Origin of the sequence: Natrinema ejinorense (assembly GCF_002494345.1) — an archaeon.
GTDB lineage: Archaea > Halobacteriota > Halobacteria > Halobacteriales > Natrialbaceae > Natrinema > Natrinema longum.
In genome coordinates, this window is record NZ_NXNI01000001.1 from 3,258,508 (window position 1) to 3,278,469 (window position 19,962).

At 63.5% G+C, this 19,962-nt stretch carries 19 protein-coding genes and 2 pseudogenes; 7 read left to right on the forward strand and 14 right to left on the reverse strand.

What is annotated here, in order from left to right; all coding sequences use genetic code 11:
• Positions 1-61: 61 nt before the first annotated feature.
• From CP557_RS16115 to CP557_RS16125, 3 genes are all read left to right on the forward strand, one after another.
• The gene (locus CP557_RS16115) at positions 62-481 is read left to right on the forward strand and encodes an HIT family protein (RefSeq protein ID WP_097380842.1); all 420 of its coding nucleotides are present in this window, start codon (positions 62-64) and stop codon (positions 479-481) included.
• A 149-nt stretch (positions 482-630) separates the two neighbouring features.
• Complete coding sequence (locus tag CP557_RS16120) at positions 631-936, forward strand: hypothetical protein (RefSeq protein WP_097380843.1); 306 nt, start codon at positions 631-633, stop codon at positions 934-936.
• 59 nt (positions 937-995) lie between these two features.
• Entirely contained in the window at positions 996-1,223 is a 228-nt protein-coding gene (locus tag CP557_RS16125; RefSeq protein ID WP_097380844.1) for a hypothetical protein, read from the forward strand.
• A gap of 10 nt (positions 1,224-1,233) precedes the next feature.
• On the opposite strand, the gene CP557_RS16130 is transcribed toward CP557_RS16125, so the two are convergent.
• The 5 genes from CP557_RS16130 to CP557_RS16150 form a co-directional block, all read right to left on the reverse strand.
• The gene (locus CP557_RS16130) at positions 1,234-2,259 is read right to left on the reverse strand and encodes an A24 family peptidase (protein WP_097380845.1); all 1,026 of its coding nucleotides are present in this window, start codon (positions 2,257-2,259) and stop codon (positions 1,234-1,236) included.
• A gap of 83 nt (positions 2,260-2,342) precedes the next feature.
• The gene (locus CP557_RS16135) at positions 2,343-3,491 is read right to left on the reverse strand and encodes an ABC transporter ATP-binding protein (protein ID WP_097380846.1); all 1,149 of its coding nucleotides are present in this window, start codon (positions 3,489-3,491) and stop codon (positions 2,343-2,345) included.
• Positions 3,492-3,510: 19 nt separating this feature from the next.
• On the reverse strand, positions 3,511-4,422 hold the full coding sequence (locus CP557_RS16140; RefSeq protein ID WP_097380847.1) for a carbohydrate ABC transporter permease: 912 nt from the start codon (positions 4,420-4,422) through the stop codon (positions 3,511-3,513).
• The gene (locus CP557_RS16145) at positions 4,419-5,459 is read right to left on the reverse strand and encodes a carbohydrate ABC transporter permease (RefSeq protein WP_097380848.1); all 1,041 of its coding nucleotides are present in this window, start codon (positions 5,457-5,459) and stop codon (positions 4,419-4,421) included. Before CP557_RS16145 ends, CP557_RS16140 begins: the two co-directional genes overlap by 4 nt.
• A 30-nt stretch (positions 5,460-5,489) precedes the next feature.
• Positions 5,490-6,824 carry an ABC transporter substrate-binding protein gene (locus tag CP557_RS16150; RefSeq protein WP_097380849.1) on the reverse strand — a complete coding sequence of 445 codons (1,335 nt, stop codon included), beginning with the start codon at positions 6,822-6,824 and terminating at the stop codon, positions 5,490-5,492.
• Between the two features lie 316 nt (positions 6,825-7,140).
• On the opposite strand from CP557_RS16150, the gene CP557_RS16155 reads away from it, so the two are divergent.
• A complete protein-coding gene (locus CP557_RS16155) occupies positions 7,141-7,647 on the forward strand; it encodes an HPP family protein (RefSeq protein WP_097380850.1) in 507 nt (168 codons plus the stop codon).
• Between the two features lie 13 nt (positions 7,648-7,660).
• Here CP557_RS16155 and CP557_RS16160 read toward each other — a convergent pair whose 3' ends face one another.
• The 5 genes and pseudogenes from CP557_RS16160 to CP557_RS16180 all read right to left on the reverse strand — a co-directional run bounded on the left by CP557_RS16160 (position 7,661) and on the right by CP557_RS16180 (position 12,102).
• A complete protein-coding gene (locus CP557_RS16160; protein WP_097380851.1) occupies positions 7,661-8,107 on the reverse strand; it encodes a low molecular weight phosphatase family protein in 447 nt (148 codons plus the stop codon).
• 34 nt (positions 8,108-8,141) lie between these two features.
• Positions 8,142-9,302, reverse strand: a complete 1,161-nt coding sequence (arsB, locus tag CP557_RS16165) for an ACR3 family arsenite efflux transporter (protein WP_097380852.1) — start codon at positions 9,300-9,302, stop codon at positions 8,142-8,144.
• On the reverse strand, positions 9,295-9,693 hold the full coding sequence (locus CP557_RS16170) for an ArsR/SmtB family transcription factor (RefSeq protein ID WP_097380853.1): 399 nt from the start codon (positions 9,691-9,693) through the stop codon (positions 9,295-9,297). Before CP557_RS16170 ends, arsB begins: the two co-directional genes overlap by 8 nt.
• A gap of 742 nt (positions 9,694-10,435) precedes the next feature.
• Positions 10,436-11,264: pseudogene (locus CP557_RS16175) on the reverse strand (IS5 family transposase).
• Between the two features lie 103 nt (positions 11,265-11,367).
• Complete coding sequence (locus CP557_RS16180; protein WP_097380854.1) at positions 11,368-12,102, reverse strand: helix-turn-helix domain-containing protein; 735 nt, start codon at positions 12,100-12,102, stop codon at positions 11,368-11,370.
• 89 nt (positions 12,103-12,191) lie between these two features.
• On the opposite strand from CP557_RS16180, the gene CP557_RS16185 reads away from it, so the two are divergent.
• On the forward strand, positions 12,192-13,304 hold the full coding sequence (locus tag CP557_RS16185) for an MBL fold metallo-hydrolase (RefSeq protein ID WP_097380855.1): 1,113 nt from the start codon (positions 12,192-12,194) through the stop codon (positions 13,302-13,304).
• Between the two features lie 3 nt (positions 13,305-13,307).
• Positions 13,308-14,597, forward strand: a complete 1,290-nt coding sequence (locus CP557_RS16190; RefSeq protein WP_097380856.1) for an MFS transporter — start codon at positions 13,308-13,310, stop codon at positions 14,595-14,597.
• 233 nt (positions 14,598-14,830) lie between these two features.
• On the opposite strand, the gene fer is transcribed toward CP557_RS16190, so the two are convergent.
• The 4 genes and pseudogenes from fer to CP557_RS16210 form a co-directional block, all read right to left on the reverse strand.
• A complete protein-coding gene (fer, locus tag CP557_RS16195; RefSeq protein WP_097381681.1) occupies positions 14,831-15,220 on the reverse strand; it encodes a ferredoxin Fer in 390 nt (129 codons plus the stop codon).
• Between the two features lie 276 nt (positions 15,221-15,496).
• Entirely contained in the window at positions 15,497-16,678 is a 1,182-nt protein-coding gene (locus tag CP557_RS16200; protein WP_097380857.1) for an inorganic phosphate transporter, read from the reverse strand.
• A 204-nt stretch (positions 16,679-16,882) separates the two neighbouring features.
• Positions 16,883-17,030: pseudogene (locus tag CP557_RS23110) on the reverse strand (universal stress protein); the annotation flags it as partial.
• Between the two features lie 44 nt (positions 17,031-17,074).
• The gene (locus CP557_RS16210) at positions 17,075-18,940 is read right to left on the reverse strand and encodes an SLC13 family permease (protein WP_245853039.1); all 1,866 of its coding nucleotides are present in this window, start codon (positions 18,938-18,940) and stop codon (positions 17,075-17,077) included.
• 106 nt (positions 18,941-19,046) lie between these two features.
• Between CP557_RS16210 and hisA the strand changes: the two genes are divergently transcribed.
• Entirely contained in the window at positions 19,047-19,811 is a 765-nt protein-coding gene (gene hisA / locus CP557_RS16215; protein WP_097380859.1) for a 1-(5-phosphoribosyl)-5-[(5-phosphoribosylamino)methylideneamino]imidazole-4-carboxamide isomerase, read from the forward strand.
• The last annotated feature ends 151 nt before the right edge of the window (positions 19,812-19,962 follow it).

Genomic DNA, 19,962 nt, shown 5'->3' on the forward strand with positions numbered 1-19,962 from the left:
CGCGCGGCCCCGAGGCGATCGGTCGGTAACCTTCTTACAGCGGGCCGACACACACTCGAGCATGAGTACGATCTTCAGCCAGATCGTGGAGGGAGAGATCCCCGCGCGAATCGTGTACGAAGACGAGACGACGGTGGCCTTCCTCGACGCCAATCCGCTGGCACCCGGCCACACGCTGGTAATCCCAAAAGACGAGTACGAGCGGCTGAACGACGTTCCCGACGACGTCGCCGAGGACCTCTACGCGACCGTTCACCGCATGGTCCCCGCCGTCGAAGAGAGCGTCGACGCCGACGCGACGACCGTCGCGTTCAACAACGGCGAAGCCGCCGGTCAGGAGGTTCCCCACGTCCACTGCCACATCGTCCCCCGCTTCGAGGGCGACGGCGGCGGTCCCATCCACGCCATCGCGGGCGAGCGGCCCGACCTCGAGGACGACGAGCTCGACGACATCGCCGCGGACATCGAGTCTCGCGCCTGAGTCGACCGAGGGAGCGCTGTCGAGCGACGGGCCTCGCCGCCGGGATCGTACGGAGAGCGACGCTCGAATCCACGGCGTCGAACGCGGCGATCGCCGGCGAAGATGTTCGCACCGATATCCTTGCACTCCCGTCCCCAGGCTGTGACCGAATGACCGATCGAGAGGCGCTTCTTCAGGACCTCGCGAGAAGACTCCGGGAGTACGACGCCGTCGACGACGCCTTCCTCGCGAAGAGTTTCACCGACCGCCACCTGATCCTCGATCTCGAGGACGGGCACTCGCTGCCGGGGGAACTCCGGGACCTGCTCGCCGACCACGATCTCCAGGGGGCGAACGAGGAGTACGACACCGGCGGCGACGATCCGTCCTTCGCCGGGGATCTCGAGGACGGGACGCGCCACCAGTTCGTCGATACCCGAACCCGTGGCGACCACCAGTCGTACGTCGTGGAGTGACCCGAAGATAGTCGCCGACCCGTCGTGACGTTTTTCCGGCCGCCGAACGAGACTCGCGTATGACCCTCGCCGGTATCGTCGCCCGGGTTCGGTCCGCCCCCGTCGGCGCGATCCTCGAGTTGGGGAGCGTCCTCGTCTGTTGTCTGCTGTTCGCCGGAACCTTCCTCCTCCTCTCGAGTGGCGTGCCGACCGGCAGGGGGGATGCGTGGCTGACGCTCGTCGGCGTCGGCGTCGCGTTCGTACTCTTCTGGACGGTCATCGTCCCCCTCTACGAGCGAACGCTGTAGGAGTGGCCCGTCAGAACAGCGTCCCGAGGAGCAGATCGCCGTAGATCAGGGCGACCACCAGTCCGGCGAAGATCGGCACGAGAAACGGCGTTCCCGGCGAGATCCAGACCGTCTCCGACTCGGCGAGTACCGCGAGCCCGTCACGGAGCGTCTCGGGCGACGTTCCGTAGGCCGACCCGTCGATGTCGTCCAGAAACGCGTCGGCACCCCACGGGTCGTCACCGTCGGGTTCGGAATCGTCGATCGGAGCCGCCTCGGCAGCGTCGTCGGGACTCGACTCGAGCCGACCGCCATCGCTGTGAGTCCCCACTGCTGCGGTCACTGCCCCGTCGGTCGGCGGGTTCGGCTCGTCGGGCAGCGTCGCGGGGTCGCGGTACCGCTCGGGGTCGTCGCGCACCTCGGCCAGGGAGAGCCCCCGCCAGCGCAGGTACATCCGGAGGGCATCGAGGTCGAGGCCACCGCGTGAGAGCCCCGACGGCGTCTCGAGCAGGCGGCCGTGGGTCTCCGGGATTCGCTCCCAGGCGACCGGCCAGCCGACGAACATGACCGGGGCGATCCGGCCCGCGGCGGCGTTGCGGATCGCGAGGGCGACCGGGAGGAGGATCGCGACGAGCACCGCGTTGGTCAGGATGGTAAACGAGAACGCCCCGACGGGGGTCGTCTCGAGCGGGAACGTCACCGAACCGAGCGCGTACTCGGGGAACGTCGGGAAGAGGACGGCGAGGACGAGCAGCACCTTCGCATCGGCACCGCCGAAGCCGCCGACCCACCAGAAGAGGTAGGCGATCGGAACGACCAGCCCGAGGCTGATCGCCGTCGGGACGAGAAACTCGTAGGGCCAGACGCCCCCACCGGCCGTCCAGGCCCGCCAGCCGTCCCAGAGCAACAGTATCGTCGCCAGCAACGAGAGTGGGATCCAGACGGTACTCGAGACCCGTCTGGTCTCGATGTCGCGGTAGGCGGCCCAGGCGAAGACGGGGACGGCGACGAGTCGAAGGAGGTCCGGACTCGTCGCCGAGACGCCAGGAACTGTCACGGCTGTGTATCTCGAGCGCGAGAGTGTTACGTTTTCGGCTCGCCGAGAAATGAGGTCGAGAGTTCGGGACGGTGACTCGAGGACTACTGTACCGGGTAGTCGGCTTCGGCGTCCTCGAGGCGGCGGTTGTGCACCGCGTCGCCGGTTCGACGGTCGAAGACGTGGATCGCGTCTTCGGGGATGCCGACCGTGACTGCGTCGCCGCTCTCGAGTCGACGCATCCCATCGACGGTCGCGATAAGTGAGACGTCGGCGTCGACGAGGTTCAGATAGACGACGTTGTCGTCGCCCATCGGTTCGACGACGTCGATCGTCGCCGACATCGTGTGGTCCCCGGTCGCCGACGCGTCTCCGACTTCGACGTCTTCGGGACGGATCCCGAGGACGAGGTCGGTCGCGTCGCCGAGGTCGTCCGCGACATCGGACGAAAGGGGGTACCGGAACCCCTCGTCCGCGGTCGCGAGCACGCCGCCGTCTCGCTGCTCGACGTCGAGGAAGTTCATCGAGGGATCGCCGATGAAGTCGGCGACGAAACGGTTTGCCGGCCGGTGGTAACACTCCAGTGGCGTCCCGACCTGCATCAGCCGCCCCTCGTTGAGGACGGCGATGCGATCCGACATCGTCATGGCCTCGGTCTGGTCGTGGGTGACGTAAATCGTCGTCACGCCGAGGTCCTGCTGGATCCGCTGGAGTTCGGTGCGCATCTGCGAGCGCAGTTTGGCGTCCAGGTTCGACAGCGGTTCGTCCATCAGGAAGACCTCCGGATCACGGACGATCGCCCGCCCGAGTGCGACCCGCTGTTGTTGGCCACCGGAGAGGTCGCTCGGTTTCCGCTCAAGCAGGTCCCCGATGCCCATCATCGTCGCCGTCTCTTCGACGCGGCTGTTCATCTCGTCATCGGGAAGATCGGTCGATTCTTCGAGTCCAAAGCGCATATTCTCCCGTACGGTCATGTGCGGGTACAGCGCGTAGGACTGGAACACCATCGCCACGTTTCGGTCCTTGGGCTGGCGGTGTTCGATCGCTCGGCCGTCGAGTTCGATCGAGCCCTCGGTGACCGTCTCGAGGCCGGCGACCATCCGCAGGGTCGTCGACTTCCCACAGCCCGAGGGGCCGACGAGGACGAGGAACTCCCCGTCCTCGATGTCGATCGTTACGTCGTCGACGGCGACGATTTCGCCGTTGCTATCCTGAAACGTCTTCGTCACGCCGTCGATCGTTACATCTGTCATCTGTCGTATCTCTCGTAGCTCATACGGTTGCACCTTTCGCGAACTGTTCTCCGAACGCGATGTAGACCAACAGCGTCGGCAGCGCCGCGATGAACGCGCCGGCCATCTGGACGTTGTACATGCTCTGCATCGACCCGGCGAGCGCGTTCAGCTCCATCGTTACCACGGAGTTCCCCGGCGAGTTCAGGATGACGAGCGCGATCAGGAAATCGTTCCAGATCTGGGTGAACTGATAGATCAGCGTCACCGCGAACATCGGGACGGACAGCGGCAAGACGATGCGACGGTAGACCCGTCGGGCCGGTGCGCCGTCCAGCCGCGCCGCCTCGAGGATCTCGTCGTTGAGGTTCTGGTAGTACGATCGGAAGAGGATCGTACAGATCGGAATCCCGTAGGCGCCGTGGGTGATGATCAACTCGAAGATACCGGTTCGATCCGCCAGCGTCTCGCCGACGATCGGAATCAGGACGAGCGTGTGCTCGAGGCCGATCATCGACCATCCCTGTCGCAGCGGGACGAGGACGGCCTGATAGGGAATAAAAATCGCGGCGAGCAATAGCGTGACGACGGCGAGTTGGCCGCGCCACTCCATCTTCGTGAGGCCAAACGCCGTCATGCTCCCGAGCAGCGCCGAGATGATCGTCGCCGGGATGGCGACCGCGGCGCTGTTTACCATCGCGGGGCCGAGCCGCGAGAGCGCGGTCGACCACGGCTCGAGCGTCGCCGCGTTGGGCGACGGCGGGACGAAGGGAAGGGTCGTCGCGAACGCGTTCCCGCCCTTGATCGACGTCATCAGTCCGCTGATCAGCGGGACGAGGAAGAGGACGGCGATCGCAGTCAGCACGGCGTAGAGGCCGATACGCCGGTAGTTCAGCCGTTCGAACCGCGATTCCGTCGTTTCCGAAGCCGATCGTGATTGTGCGTTGCTCATAGGTCACCTCGTCGGTACTGTGCGAAGGCGTAGGGGGCGATCACGGCGAGCGCCAGGACGAACAGCACCATCGCAACCGCGGATCCGTACGCCCACTCGGGCTTTCCGGCGAACGCCTCGCGGTACATCATGATGCCGAGGATGTCGGCCGAGGGGCCCGGCTGACTGCCGCCGTAGATCACGTAGATGAAGTCGAACGCTTTCAGCGCGAAGACCATGAGCACGACCGTCGCGCCCATCGTCGCCGCGCGGAGTTGCGGGATGATCACGCGCCAGTAGAGCCGAACGGTGGTCGCGCCGTCGACGCGGGCCGCCTCGTAGTGATCGTCCGGAATGGCACGCAGCGCCGCAAGGTAGACGATCATGCAGTAGCCGCTGAACTGCCAGATGAGTGCGATGATGACCGCCCAGAGCTTGAATCGGGGGTCGCCGAGCCAGTTGGGAGCGATCGCACTGAGGCCGATCGTCTGGAGTGCCACGTTGATGACGCCGTCGGAGGCGTTGTACATCCACTTCCAGAAGATGGCGGTGACAACGAACGAGAGGCTCATCGGCAGCAGGTAAATCGTCCGAAAGCCGTTGCCAAAGCGGATCTCCCGGTCCATCAGGATCGCCAGGAAGAGACCGACGGCCAGCGCAATGACGGTAAAGGCCACCATCAACACGAACGTGTTCCACGTCGCGTTGCGGAACGTGGGGTCCCCCAGGAGTTGGACGTACGTGTCGAGCGAGATGTTCGAGTAATTCGGGTCGTCTAGCCCGGACCAGTCGGTCAGCGATATCAGGAAGTTCCACCCGATCGCACCGTAGACGAACGCGCCGACGAGGAGAAATCCGGGGAGCCAAAACGGGAGCGACCGCACGAACTCGCTCCGACGGAGCGTGTCGAGCGTCGACCCCGACCGCCCGGGATCGGTCTCGTCCGATCGACCGAGACCGGACTCCGCGGCGTCGACGCCGCCGTCGGAGCGAAGCTCCGACGAGGCCGTGTCCGAATCGGACGACTGCCGGAAATATCGCACGAGTTGCGCGATCATCTGTTCGAAACACCGTGTCGATGAATCATCTTACTCGAGTGTGTCGACGATACCGTCGTAGGCCTCGTCGGCGTCCCAGTTTTCGGCCATCGCCGTCATGGCGCTCTCGACGCCCGACTGCTGGCCGGGGGGCAACGCCAGCCCGTGTGCCATCGACGGCGGCTGCGCGTCGGAGGACTGGAACTGGTCGATCTGGCGCTGGTGGAAGTTGGTGAACTCCCCGGTCTCGACGTCGTTACGCGGCGGAATCGATCCCTTCTCCTGGTTGAACCGCCGCTGTGCGTCCGCCGTCCCCACGTACTGCAGGAACGCGAGCGTCGCGTTCGGCGACGGGTTGTACTTCGGGAAGACGAACGAGTCCATGTTCAGCGCGTACTGGCCGTCCGTTCCCGGGAACGGGATGTAATCCCAGTCGTCCTCGAACTCGAATCCGTCCTCGCCGAGGTACTGCCCAGCGGCCCAGTCGCCGTTGTGATGGAACGCCGCGTCGCCGCTGATGACGTCGCCGTTGGCCTCGTCCCACGCGACGGAGCTCGCATCGCCGGGGAAGTACTCCGAAAACTCGACGACCGTCTCGAGCGAACTGCGAACGGTCTCCTCATTGCCCGAGACGTCGCCGCCGATGACCGACTCGTAGGTGTCCACGCCGCCCTCGGCCAGCAGCGTCACCGCCCACAGCTGCACCATCATGAACGTGTCCGTCGACTGAGCGAAGCCGGTGTAGCCGGCGTCGTCGACGGCCGAAAGCGCGTCAACGAGGTCGCTCGGACTCTCGAGGGACTCGGGGTCGACGCCCGCGTCCTCGAGCACCGACACGTTGTAAAAGACGTTGTTGAGCCGGTGGATATTGATCGGGACTGCATAGTAGGTCCCGTCGATCTGGGCCTGATCCTCGGGGCCCTGGAGGTATGCGTCCTGCATATCGCTCTCCCAGACGTGTTCGCCGATGTCGAACAGGAGGTCGTCGTTGGTGTAGGTCGTCAGCGCCTGGCCGGGCCAGATCTGGAACGTGCTCGGCGGGTCGTTGTCGACCACGCGGCTCCGAACGTCCGTCTCAAGTGCACTGCCGCCCCCACCGGGTGAGTCCTGCAGTTCGTAGTCGATGTCGGGGAACTCCTCCTCGAATCCCGACATGAGAGCGGCAAGCGCGTCGGCCTCACCACCCGCGGTCCACCAGTGACCGATCTCGAGCGTCTCGTACTCGCTCTCCTCGAGATCGTCGTCGAGGGCATCCTCGAGCGAGTCAGCGGCCGATCCTCCGCCACCGAGGCAGCCGGCGAGCGCGAGCCCGCCAGCGGCACCCATCGCACCGAGAACGCGACGTCGATTCAGCGCCGCGTCCGTCGTATCATCGTTCTGTAACATGATATGTTTTACCGTGAATCTGTATTATTCGTTCCCCACAATAAAGGTAGTGTTATTACTTCACACACGAGTAAAGATTGGAAATGTCGAATTCAAGGTTTTCGACCGGGTTACGAGCCGAAACAGTCGCCGTCGGCGTTGCCTATCTATACCGAAAGATCACTCGATAAATCAATCCCGTTTCCGATAGCGAACGTCGGACGGCGACCCTCGATGAGCGCCAGCGGCTCGGTCCGACCGTAGCCGACCGATCCCACGCGTCGGCGCGGATTCGTGAACGAACGGTATATCAATCCCCGCAGAGAAGCAAGCGGGCATGAGAGAGGACGCGGCGTTTTCGACCCTGTACGTCGGCGTTCTGCTCGCGGTCCCGGGCCTGTTAGCCTGGGTGACCGGCCGGGCCCTGCTCTTTCCGAGTCTGGGTCCGTCCGCGTTCCTCCTGGCGACGGTTCGGGACGGAGAGGTCACCGCTGCGTGGCGAGTGATCGGTGGCCACTGTATCGGTGTCGTCGCCGGGCTCGTGGCGTATCACGCGATCGCCCCGGGGCTCGTGGTCGTTACGACCGAACCGATGCTCGCGACCGACCAGCTCCGGTTGGTCGCCAGCGGCGTTCTCGCCGTCGTCTTGACGTCGGGCGGGATGCTCGCGACCGAGACGGTCCACCCGCCCGCCTGTGCAACGACGCTGATCGTCGCGCTGGGCCTGCTCACCACGATTCTCGAGGGTGGGCTCATCGTCCTCGCCGTCGCCGTTCTCGTTGGCGTCCACGAACTCCTGCTCCACGAGCGAACGTTCGGCGAGTACGTGCCGACCGGGCGCTAAGGGTCGTGATTCGTCAGGGGGCGTCGCTGAACTCGTCGAACAGCGCGACGACCCGCTCTTCGATCTCGTCACGGATCTCTCGCACCGCCTCGAGGTCCCGACCGTCGGGATCCTCGAGCCCCCAGTCGCGGACGTCGACGTCGCTCCCGACGTCGCCGACGTCGAGCGTCGAACAGCCCATCGTCGCGACGACGTCGCACGAGCGGAGTTCCTCGAGCGAGATTTCCCGCGGCGTTCGCTCCGAGAGATCGAACCCGGCCTCCGCCGTGACTTCGATCACCTCCTCGTGGACGCGTTCGGCGGGAGCCGTGCCCCCGGTCAGGATCTCGATGCGGTCCTCGAGGCCGCGGCGCTCGCGTTCGCGCTCGGCGAAGGCGGTCGACAGCTGGGAACGGCCGGCGTTCTGGACGCACATGAAGGCGATACGAATCGGCTCATCGGAGTCGGTAGTGGTGGACATGATCGTGGGAGTACGAACGGGATTGGTGTGGTGGTCAGTCGTCGGTCGGTGATTCAGTCGTCGTCGCGTCGAGGCGATCGGTCTCGCGGCCGCTCCAGTCGAATTTTCGCTGGAAGTACAGCGCGACGTTGACCAGGGCGAGTAACACCGGCACCTCGATGAGCGGGCCAACGACGGTGGCGAACGCGACGCTCGAGCCGACGCCGAACACCGCCACGGCGACGGCGATGGCCAGTTCGAAGTTGTTCGATGCAGCCGTAAAGCCGATCGCGGTCGTCGTCGAGTAGTCGGCACCGATGCCCCGCCCCATGCCGAAGCTCACGAGGAACATCACGACGAAGTAGATCGTCAGCGGGACGGCGATCAGGAGGACGTCGCCCGGCGCGGCGATGATGTTCTCGCCCTGCGTGGCGAACATCACGACGACGGTAAACAGCAGTGCGACGAGCGTCACGGGATCTATTTTCGGCACGAACGCCTCGTCGTACCACTCCTTTCCTTTGGTCCGGGTGCCGACGTAGCGCGTGAGAATCCCGCCCGCAAAGGGAATGCCAAGGAAGATCACGATGGCGAAGAACACCTGCTCGGGCGAGACGTTGAACGTCGTGATCCCGTCGACGAGCGCCTCCAGTCCAAGCAGCGGCGGGAGAAACAGGCCGAAGAACCAGACGTAGACGCCGTAGGTGAGGATCTGGAAGAGACTGTTGAACGCGACCAGTCCGGTCACGTACTCGGTCGATCCCTCCGCGAGTTCGTTCCAGACGAGCACCATCGCAATACACCGGGCCATCCCGATGAAGACGAGTCCGAGGAAGTACTCGGGACGGGGAGGCAGGCCGGGTACGAGACCGCTGAAGAAGAACACCGCCAGCCCGAACATCAGCGTCGGCCCGATGAGCCAGTTCTGGACGAGGCTCAGTCCGAGTACGCGCCAGTTGCGAAAGACCGTCGGCAACCGCGAGTAGTCCGCTTTCGCCAGCGGCGGGTACATCATCAACACGAGTCCGATCTCGACGAGATGGAAGTCCCGAATCGGCCCGGTCAGCGAGGGCGCGACGTATCCGAGCCCGACGCCGACGGCCATCGCGGCGACGATCCAGAGGGTGAGATACTTGTCCAGAAACGCCATCGAACTCGGATCGCCGCAGCTCTCACAGCCACAGTCCGGTCCGTGCTCGTGAGTCGCGTTACGCATCGGTTACGCTCCCCTCGAGGACCGTCACGAGGGCGACCGCCCGGTTCGTCGCCCGGTATTTCTTCCAGCGGCCGTCCTTGTCGGCGTCGACGAGCCCCGCATCGACAAGTGCCGAGAGCGCGTGGCTGAGCCCGCTCTCGCTGACGTCGACGACCGCGTTCAGTTCGCAGACACAGAGTTCCTCCTCGGCCGCGACGAGAACGCGGACGAGCGTGTACCGGGTCTCGTTTGCCAGCGCCGAGAGCACGTCGAGTTCGGCCGAGACCCGATCACCGCCGAGCGCCGCCTCCAGCGTCTCGAGTTCTTCGAGCCGCTGTTCGACGTCCTCGCTGCGACACACCTCGAGTTCGTCCTCGAGATACCGCCGTAACCGGTCCGTCGCTTGTGCCATCGGCGTATAGTTGAAAAAACACTCAATTAATAGTTTCGATGGGTTTCTATATATCGGACAGTTCCGACATATAGCCGGTACGGGAGGGGGACCGATAGTAACGAGGTAATTCGATTGAAGGATTAGTCAATCGTAGTGGGCCGGATTTTCCCTGCATCAGTCCCGTTCGACGGGTACAGTAGCCGCTGAACGGGAAGAATACGCCCTCGCGAGTGAGCGGCAAGCGACCCCGGCGCTGGCCGGACAGCGGCAAACGGTGTGTCACTCGTTGCAGCGACTACGAGCCGCTGCGAACTGAACCCGGTCGGCTCTCCCCGTGGTACAACTCCTCGAGATCACAACCCTCGCTGGAACTGGCCTCGGCACCGCAGCCGCTGCTGACTGCCCGGAATCACGCCAAAAACCGCTGCACTCGAGCGTACTGCCGCCACACACATTCGGACGGCTGAACGGTCAGAGGCACAAGCGGACAAACTCGGAGAACGTGCAGACAACATGGTCGGCGGTGGAGGCAGCCCAGGTGGAAACACCGGCCAACAGCCGAAACAGACAGTCTACTTATTGTTCCGACGCCGTTCACTCCTTCACCGCTACCGAACGGACAACGCTCCTCGTAGATCAGACGACCTTCGTGCTGCTTTCGCGCGCTCTTCGACGGCTCAGCGATCTACCACAACACAGTCACAGATAGCGCGCTGAATACAGAGTATGGGCCTTGTTTAGACGCGTAAGATCAGTGGTGTTAGAGCCTCACAGCGTGCTCGATGTTTCTGACCGCGGTCTTTAAAACGGGTTCTCTGAACTGGCCAAGCCACGTTCTAGCCCGCAACGTCTCGCCGAACCGACGTTTCAGTGCGAAGAAAACCGCTTCGACGATCGAGCGGCGGTGATAGACGTTCTCGTCGTGGCGAGCGTTGTGTGCTTTGTCGAGGGCGTAGAACTCTCGATGTTTGATCACCGGGCGGATTCCAGCAGCCCTGAGTTCGTGCCGGAGCGCGTCCCAGTCGTCGCTTTTGTCGGCGGTAATCGTGGCGAGTTGGATGAGATTTCTCGTGAGCACCTGTCTTCCAATATATATATCGTGCGGCTGTTTCATCGCGCAACGAATGTCTAGAATGACGCTGGTATCGCAATCGACGAGCGCTGTCGTCTTGATATCGTCAAAATTGTAGCCGATCCGGAGGACGTAGTGACGGCTGACTTGATCGCGTTTGAAGCCGGTTGCGTCGATCGCCTGCGTCGCCGAGCTCGTGCAGCGAGACAGACAGCCGCAGCAACACCCGCCAGATCCGCATTGTCAGCTCCCGTTTCCGTGTACAGACGGTTGTGAAATCCGGTAGCTGATCCACCGCAGGGTCGAGTTTCGCGGCGATTCTGGGCATCTCATGCAGAATGTCGAGCAACCGGCGGTACGGCTGGTTCAGGTACTCTCGAAGACAGTGAATCGGGACAATCACCCAGTCAGCATAGCCGCCGTTACCTTTCCTGACCGCCGGTGCTGGCTCGCCAGTGACAGCGTTCTGGGACAAATCGACACATCGGTCGGTAAACCGGGCGAGTTGAGACGGCATACTCGCCGCTTCCTCACTCACCTCCATGTAATCCCGGTCAAGACGGCAACTGAGCAGCGTCTAAACGTTGCCAAAGACTCCGTTTCCGAAGACACACGTTCAGTTAGTCGGCAGCCTGGTCCGCCTGCCCTGTCTTTTTTATTTGTAGCGGATCGACCGACGAGGTCGCGGTGACCAGTCGCAAGAACTGTCCCGCGTTGGTGAGCAGTTTGTTCTCCGCCTTTCGAAGGTGTTCCTCGTACGTCGATCGAGCAACGGCCGTCCGATCGGCTAAGTCCCGGAGCGACGTCTTCCGTGGTTGTTCGTAGTATCCACTTTCGAGCGCCAGTCGAAGCGCCGCCATCTGCCGTTCGGTCACGTCTTCGAACAACTGATCGACCGGAGCCAACATACTGTGAGGGATTTGCTGTTCCGTAATCGCCGTCTTCGAGAGCACTTCGATATCACGGTCGGTCTCCAAATCGTGATGGAGCGCCTGGATATCACTCTCGTCGAACGCGATGATCGTATAGTGCTCCCAGCCCTGACGATGAATCGTCGGCGGCTGGTACAGGCAATTGTACTCCTCGAACCGTTCGATGATCGAACCCTCTAACGAACAGAGACAGGACTGCGTGACGACGTGGAGGCCGGACTCGTCGATCGATCTGTGGAGGATCGTCCCCAACTGATCGATTTCCTCGAGTAATTCGTCGGCCGGAGATTCCGAGGAGGTGATTTCGATCACTTGGCAGTCGCTCAGGTACCACTCACGGATCGTGAGGTCCGGGTACTGTTCCGAGATTTCTCGGTACGGACACTCGTGTTTGACCCGAAACGAGGCCTCGTAAAGGCTCATACACGTAGAAATGGTCTGAAGAAAATTAACGGTGCCGGTCATGTCCCGCACTACTCATATTCTACTACTTCTCGTACGAGTGACTACCGATGTCAGAGATACGCCCTGAAAAGCTCAGTGAACGGTTACAGGCCGGCGACGACGGCCTGCTCGTGCTTGATATTCGCCACGAAGAGGAGTACGACGACTGGCATATTCCGGACAGCGTTAACGTCGACGTCTACGACCAACTAACCGACGACCCGAACGCGGCAAAGGACGCCCTCGGAGACCTTCCAGATGAGATGGAGATCGTTACCATCTGTACTGCAGGCATCGTGTCGCAAACCGCAACGGACGTGCTGCAGGAACTCGGGTACGACGCCGAGACGCTCACGGACGGGATGAACGGCTGGAGTCGTGTCCACCGGCACGCACCCGTTCCTGTTGATCTCGATGACACGCTCGTTCAGGTTGCACGTCCGGGGAAAGGCTGCCTCTCGCACGTCCTCATCTCGGACGGAGACGCCGTCGTGTTCGATCCATCGCAGTATCTCGAGGAATACGAAGCGGTTCTCGAGAACTACGACGCCGAACTCGTTGGCGTCTTCGACACGCACGCACACGCAGACCACGTTTCGGGCGCTGGGGAACTCGCCGACAGTCACGGCGTGCCGTACTATCTCCATCCCGAGGACGCGCTCGCTATCGACGCAACGCCCGTCGAGGAGGGGCAAACCGTGACGGTCGGCCAGCTCGATCTCGGGGTCATCCACACGCCGGGACACAGCGAGGGGAGCGTCTCGTTCGATATCGGTGGTGCAGCGCTAATTACGGGGGATACGCTCTTCCACACGAGCGTGGGTCGCGTCGAACTCGGCGTCGAAGCCGGGATCGAAGACGCCGACGTCGAAGGAAACGCCGCGACGCTCTACGAAAGCCTCCAGCGGTTGCTGGACCGATCGGACGACACTGTCGTCTTACCGGCGCACGATCCTGGCTCTCCCGATCCGCCGGTGACGGCGACCCTCGGCGAGGTGAGAGAACGGAACGAGGATCTCGAACGCGACCGTGAGGAATTCGTCCGAGAACTCGCTTCGGACATCCCGGAACATCCGCCGAATTTCGAGCGCGTCAAGCGAACCAACGTCGGTCAGGAATCGATTCCTGCAGACGAACTGGCCGATTTGGAACTGGGGCCCAACAACTGCGCGGCCGAGTAATCAATGGGGACGACAACTGAACTCAAGCAGGGGATCCGCGAGCACCTCGGACAGTTCTCACTGCACGTTCTGTTAGTGTTCGCCACCGGGCTGACTATCGGGTCCGAGCGCACCGTCGTGCCCGTTCTGGGCGAGGACGTACTCGGCGTCGAGTCCTTTCTGGTCATCGGCTCGTTCGTCGCCTCGTTCGGGTTCGTCAAGGCCTTGCTCAACCTCTACGCCGGGAAGTGGGGCGAAGAGTACGGCCGCAAGCCAGTCCTCATCCTCGGGTGGGCAACCGCGTTGCCCCTCCCGGTTATTCTCATCGTCGCTCCCAGTTGGGGCTGGATCACGGTCGGGAACATCCTCCTTGGCATCAACCAGGCACTGACCTGGAGCATGGCGATCAACGCCAAAATCGACCTCGCAGGTCCCGACCAGCGCGGTCTCGCAGTCGGTATCGACGAGGCGTTTGGCTACTCCGGCGTCGCCGTCGGTGCGTGGATTACGGGCGTCATCGCTGGCCAGTGGAGTCTCCGTCCCGAACCGTTCTACTTCCTCGCGGTGGTCGTCGTGCTGGCGTTCCTCATCTCGATCTTCCTGATCACGGAAACCGTCCAGTACGCACAGGCCGAAGGTGACGATGATCACCACGATGCGGATCTCCCGTTTCGCGAGGTGCTGAAGCGAGCAACGTACGGGGACAGGACCTTGTTCGCCGCGGCACAGGCTGGTCACATCGAGAACTTCGTCGATACCCTGTTCTGGATCGCAGTGCCGCTGTATCTCACGAGCCAGGGGCTCGGCATCGCAGCAGTCGGTGTCGTCGTCGGCGTCCACAGCGCGATGTATTTCCTCCAGATCGCGACCGGAGGGCTTGCAGACCGTATCGGCCGCCGCCCCCCCGTGATCTGGGGAATGTTCCTCGCAGGGGCCGGCGTCCTCGGGATGGCGTTCGTCGATGGGTATCTCCCGTGGGCCGCTCTGGCCGCCGCCTCCGGGTTGGGTATGGCGTTGCTGTATCCAAACCTGATGACGGTCCCTGGCGACGCAGCCCACCCGACGTGGCGGTCGGCTGGAATGGGCGTGTACCGGATGTGGCGGGACTCCGGCTACGGAGTCGGTGCGATCTCGATCGGCCTCTCGATGCAGTTCGTGAACGCCGAGGCTGCGTTCTACATGACTGCGATCCTGATGTTCATCTCCGGGGCGATCGTGTACATCTGGATGGAGGAGACCCACCCCGATTTCGGCACACACGAGCCACCTTCCCCTGCGACAGAAACGCCGACCCGGGCAGTGTCTGAAGACTAGATTTCGGCAGAAATCGCTTCAGCTGGGTGCTGACTATGCCGTATACCCCTTCTCGTTCGATCGATGCTGAATACGCGACTTCCATCACCTGCTCGTCCCAAGTCATAGAGAGACACACCCCCGTTTCGACTGTCGAGCAACCGAGGGAGCAGTGTCGCTATCGGAAGCGCAAAAACATGAGACCGAGGTGATGAACCGCGCCCCGGCTGTTACCAATCGTTAACTGCTGTTGCTTAGATGACGCGGTTCTGCAGGTAGTCGAGGTGTTTCGCGTTGTAGACGATCTTGACCTCGTCGGTCTCGGCCGATCCGATGCAGGTCAAGCGGACGTTTTTATCCTCGACTTCCTCGTCGGAGAGGATCTGCTGCATGTCCATCTCGATCTCGCCCTCGAAGACGATCGCGGCACAGTTCGCACAGGCACCGGCGCGACACGAGAAGGGCCAGTCGTAGCCCTGTGCTTCGGCCGCCTCGAGGATGTATTCGCCCTCGGCGACGTCGAGCGTGCCGTAGTCCTCATCGTCGAGGCCAGCGTCGGCAGCCTGTTCGAAGAGGTCGTCGTCGTCCATGTCCCAGCCCTGATCGTCCAGTACTTCGTAGTTGAGGTATTCTACCGTGGGCATCATCCGGCGATTCGAGTCCCGCACTGGTATAGCTTGCTGTTCAGTCCTAAATTGTCTTTGAGTCGGAATTGACCAATTCGAAGGCAAGAATTCGACAGTTCGTTACAAGAATAGTGGGCAAACGGAAGAGAAAAAGAAATGTCCGAACGTATTCGTAGGGGCGGCGTGTTCCTTGCCGAATCCAAAATGGCTGACAGTTCTTCCCGCTCGCTCCCGTCGAGGGGACGATACGGGGCCATTACGACAGCGAACCGGTCTCGAAGTTTCGCCAACCGATCAGAATCCGAAGACCGGGACGAACCTGAAGGTGAGGTAGGCTCCGATCGTCGAGATGGCCGGCACGACGTTTTGCATGAGGATCACGCGGGCCGTCGTCGAGGGATCGAACAGATCCGACGCCTTCGGAATGTCCGCCGGCTCTTCCTCGCCGATCTTGGGGGAGCGTTCACCTTCCTCATCGGCGGTCAGTGCGCCGACCGAGACGCGGGTCTCCTCGCCGGCTCTGACACCGGACAGCGTCGTCGTCCGGGTCGCTCGTCCCCAGCCCAGCCCGACGATGCTCATCGTCGCGATGACGACGAAGCTCGCGGGGATGCCGATCGACGAGAGGCCGATGACGATCCCCGAACTGATGACGGCGACGACGATCGCGGCCGTCAGCGGAAGGTGCGTGATGTCGTTGCCGAGCGTGTCGAGGGTGCGGCGAGCGATGGTGAAACAGCCGACCGCGACCGCCGCCGAGCCGATCAGGATCAGCGGAATCATGTCGACGTCACCGGTCCCGTAGATCGGCGCGATCGCGTTGGCGATGTTGCTCGTCCCCGACGAGAATCCCATCAGACAGCCGATCGCAACGACGACCAGCGCACCGGTGATCTCCCGCCGATCGGCGTCGACCCCGAACTGGAGTCGCGGGACGAGTCCCGACCGATCGACCGAGACCATCGGTCGGCCACCCTCTTTGCTTTCGATAGCGACCCAGGCGTTGATCCGCGGGTAGAAGTACCGGCCGACGACGCCGGCCACCCAGAACCCGATGATCGGCGCGACGATCCACCAGACGGCGATCTCGCCGAGTATATTCCAGTTGAGCTCGCCCGTTGCGAGCCCGAGCGCGGCGATCGCCCCGACTGCGGTCATCGACGTCGACGCGGGAACGCCCGCGTAGTTGCCGACGAACAACGCGCCGCCGATAAAGAAGAGCACGGCGACGTTCGATCGTAGCGTAAAGATGGACGTGTCGTTGACGAGATCTGTACCGAGCGTAACGACGACGTTCGGGCCGACGGTGTAGGCTCCGATGAAGAAGAAGACGGACATCAGCCCGGCAGCCATCACCTTCGTGATCACGTTCGCGCCGACGGCTGGGCCGAACGCGGGACCGGTCGTTGATCCGCCAATATTGTAGCCGACGAAGATCGCGGTGAGGATCCCGACGATAAGTAGTACTTCCGGCACGTTCGATAGTCATGCGATCCGACCGTAAAAGAGCGCCTATTCGAGTCAGTGTCAGCAACTATCAGTCAGTGGTACCGTTCGAACGTTCATTTCACCCACTCACGAGAGCGACCCCCACGCGGAGCGCCCCGACGGCCGACGAAACGCGACTCGAGGAGTGGGGCGATCGCGATCCGCGGAGTGAACCGCGGCCGAAACCACTCGCCGAACGACCACGACCGGGACCGGCGACCGACGAACGACGAACGACCGTTTCGGCGACGTTCCCGACGAACAGCCGTTCCGCGACGGTGCCTCCGTGACTGCCGATCACGACCGTCTCGGACTCATCAGCACGATCGATGACCGCGCGAACCTCGACATCACGGCACCGACGGGCCACACCGGAGGGGGAGTTCACACGCCCCAGAAGAAGGCGATGCCGAGGACGGTCACGACGGACAACACCAGCTGGAGCGGCGCGCCGATCCGGGCGTAGTCACCGAAGCGGTAGCCGCCGGGACCGTAGACGAACAGGTTCGTCTGATACCCGATCGGGCCGAGGAACGCAGTGCTCGCGGCGAAGGTCACCGCCAGTACGAACGCGAAGGGGTTCGCGCCGATCCCGGCCGCGGCGGCCGCTGCGACCGGAATCAGCAACACGACGCTGGCGTTGTTACTGATGACTTCCGTGAGCAGCCCGGTGAGGATATAGAACAGCCACAGCACCGCGATCGGTGACAGGAAGCCCGCCGACTGGACGACGACCCAAGCGAGATATCCGGCAGCACCCGACTCCTCGAGCGCGATCCCCAGTGGGATCACCCCCGCCAGTAGAAAGATGATGTCCCACTCGACGGCGTCGTAGAGTTCGTTGGGCTCTAAGACGCCCGTGACGACCATCGCGACGACGCCCGCGAGCGCGGAGACGAGAATTGGGTAGATCTCGAGGGCGGCGACGGCGACGACGCCGACCATGATGGCGACGGCGATTCGCGCCTTGCCCGTCCGGTAGTCGGGGCGGGGCGGTTCGCGGGCGACGATCACGTCCTCCCCGTGAGAGAGTCGATCGAGGGCCTCCGGCGGTGCCTGAACGAGCAGCGTGTCGCCGACCTCGAGGCGTTTGCCGACGATGCGCTCGGCGACGAGTTCGCCGTGACTTCGCAGCCCGAGGATCGCGGCGTCGAACTCCTCGCGAAACTCCTCGGGGTCGAGACGCTCGCCCACGAGCCGCGAATCGAATGCGACGACCAGTTCCGTGAGCACGCCCTCGGCCGACCCCGAGAGCTCGGTGGTCCCCGGCTGGCCGACGGGTTCGACCCCCTCGGCGTCCTCGAGGGCCGTGATGGCGTCGCGGCCGGTCCGGACGACGAGAACGTCGCCCTCGCCGAGACGCGTTCCCTGTCGCGGTGCGACCGAGCGGCCGCCGTCGTGAACAACCTGAACCACGTCGATATCGGAGCCAAGCGCCGCGCTCGCGTCGCGGACCGTTCCGCCCGCGAGTGGAGAGCCCGGGACGACCGCGACGTCGGCGACGTAGTCCCCGACCGCGTACTCCGCGAGATAGTCCGCACGCGGCGGGACCCGCTCGGGGAGGAGATAGTGCCCGACGAAGATCAGGTAAAGCGAGCCCACGATGACCACCAGGACACCGAGTTGCGTAAACTCGAACATCGAGAACCGGTGGAGTTCGGGATACTCGGAGCCGAGTCTGGCACTGACGTCGCTCGCGAGGATGTTCGTCGAGGTCCCGATGAGCGTGAGCATCCCGCCCATCTGCGAGGCATAGGAGAGCGGAATCAATAGCTTCGACGGCGACGTGTTCCCCCGATTGGCCACGTCGCTGACGACCGGCACCAGTAGCGCGACGACCGGCGTGTTGTTCAGAAAGCCGGAGACGGGGGCCGTCGCGGCGACGGTCGCGAACACCTGTTTCCGAACGCTGTCGCCGGCAAAGGCGGCCATCCGGCGACCGAGTTCCTGAACGATTCCGGTCCGGCTGATGCCGCCGCTCAGGATCAACATCGCCAGCACGGTGATCGTCGCCTCGTTCGCGAACCCCGAGATGCCGGTCTCGGGATCGATCCCCGTCCAGGGCTCGAGCACCACCAGGACCACGATCAGCAGGATCGCGGTCACGTCGATCGGTAGCCGCTCGGTGAGAAAGAGGACGAGCGCGAGGCCGACGACGCCGAAGACGACGAGCATGTCCGTCGTCACCTCGGGCGTGGTCGTCGCTTGTGCGAGGCAATTCGACGCCGGAGGCGGCATACGACGGTTCATACCGGCCACAAATGTAAGTTTTATATAAAGAATATGGACAGTGTGACGGCGATGGTCGTTCGGCGAAACCGTCGCCTTTACTCGCGCCGGCCTCGCCCACTCGAGTATGAACGACGACGCGAGCGATCGGTTCGGGAGCTTCGAGGTGATTCCGGCGGTCGACATCCAGGACAGCGAGGTCGTCCAGCTCGTCCAGGGAGAGCGGGGGACGGAAACGACCTACGGCGATCCCGTCGAGGCGGCCCGGCGGTGGATCGACGCCGGCGCGACGACGCTCCACCTCGTCGATCTCGACGGCGCGTTCGAGGGCGAACGGGCGAACGCCGATGCCATCGACGCGGTGATCGACGCCGTCGACGTGCCGACCCAGCTCGGCGGTGGGATCCGCACCGCCGACGGTGCGATCGATCTGCTCGAGCGGGGCGTCGACCGCGTCATCCTCGGCACTGCAGCGGTCGAACATCCCGAGATCGTCGCCGAAATCAGCGAGACCCACCCCGACAGCGTGGTCGTCAGCCTCGACGCGAAAGACGGCGAGGTCGTCGTCGAGGGATGGACCGAAGGCGCGGGTATCAGTCCGGTCGAGGCCGCCGAACGCTACGCGGAGCTCGGGGCCGCCGCGATCCTCTTTACGAACGTCGACGTCGAGGGGCGACTCGAGGGCGTCGCGACCGACCCCGTCCGCGAACTGGTCGCGGCGACGGACGTCCCCGTGATCGCCAGCGGCGGCGTCGCGACGCTCGCGGACGTGCGAGAGCTCGCGGACGCCGGTGCCGCTGCGGTCGTCGTCGGCAGCGCGCTCTACGAGGGGAACTTCACGCTCGCGGAGGCACAGGCCGCGGTCGACGCCGACGACGGTAGTAACAACTGAACGTCACTGCACATCTAACCGCACGACAGCGTTGCGACTAGTGCGTCAATCGTTTCAGCGGCTCCTATCGATTCCCGCGCCACGAGTCTTCTCCCGGCAGCGCCTGCTCTGGCGTTCGTCGCGGCGCCGGCGGTCAGCGGAGCGCCTCGAG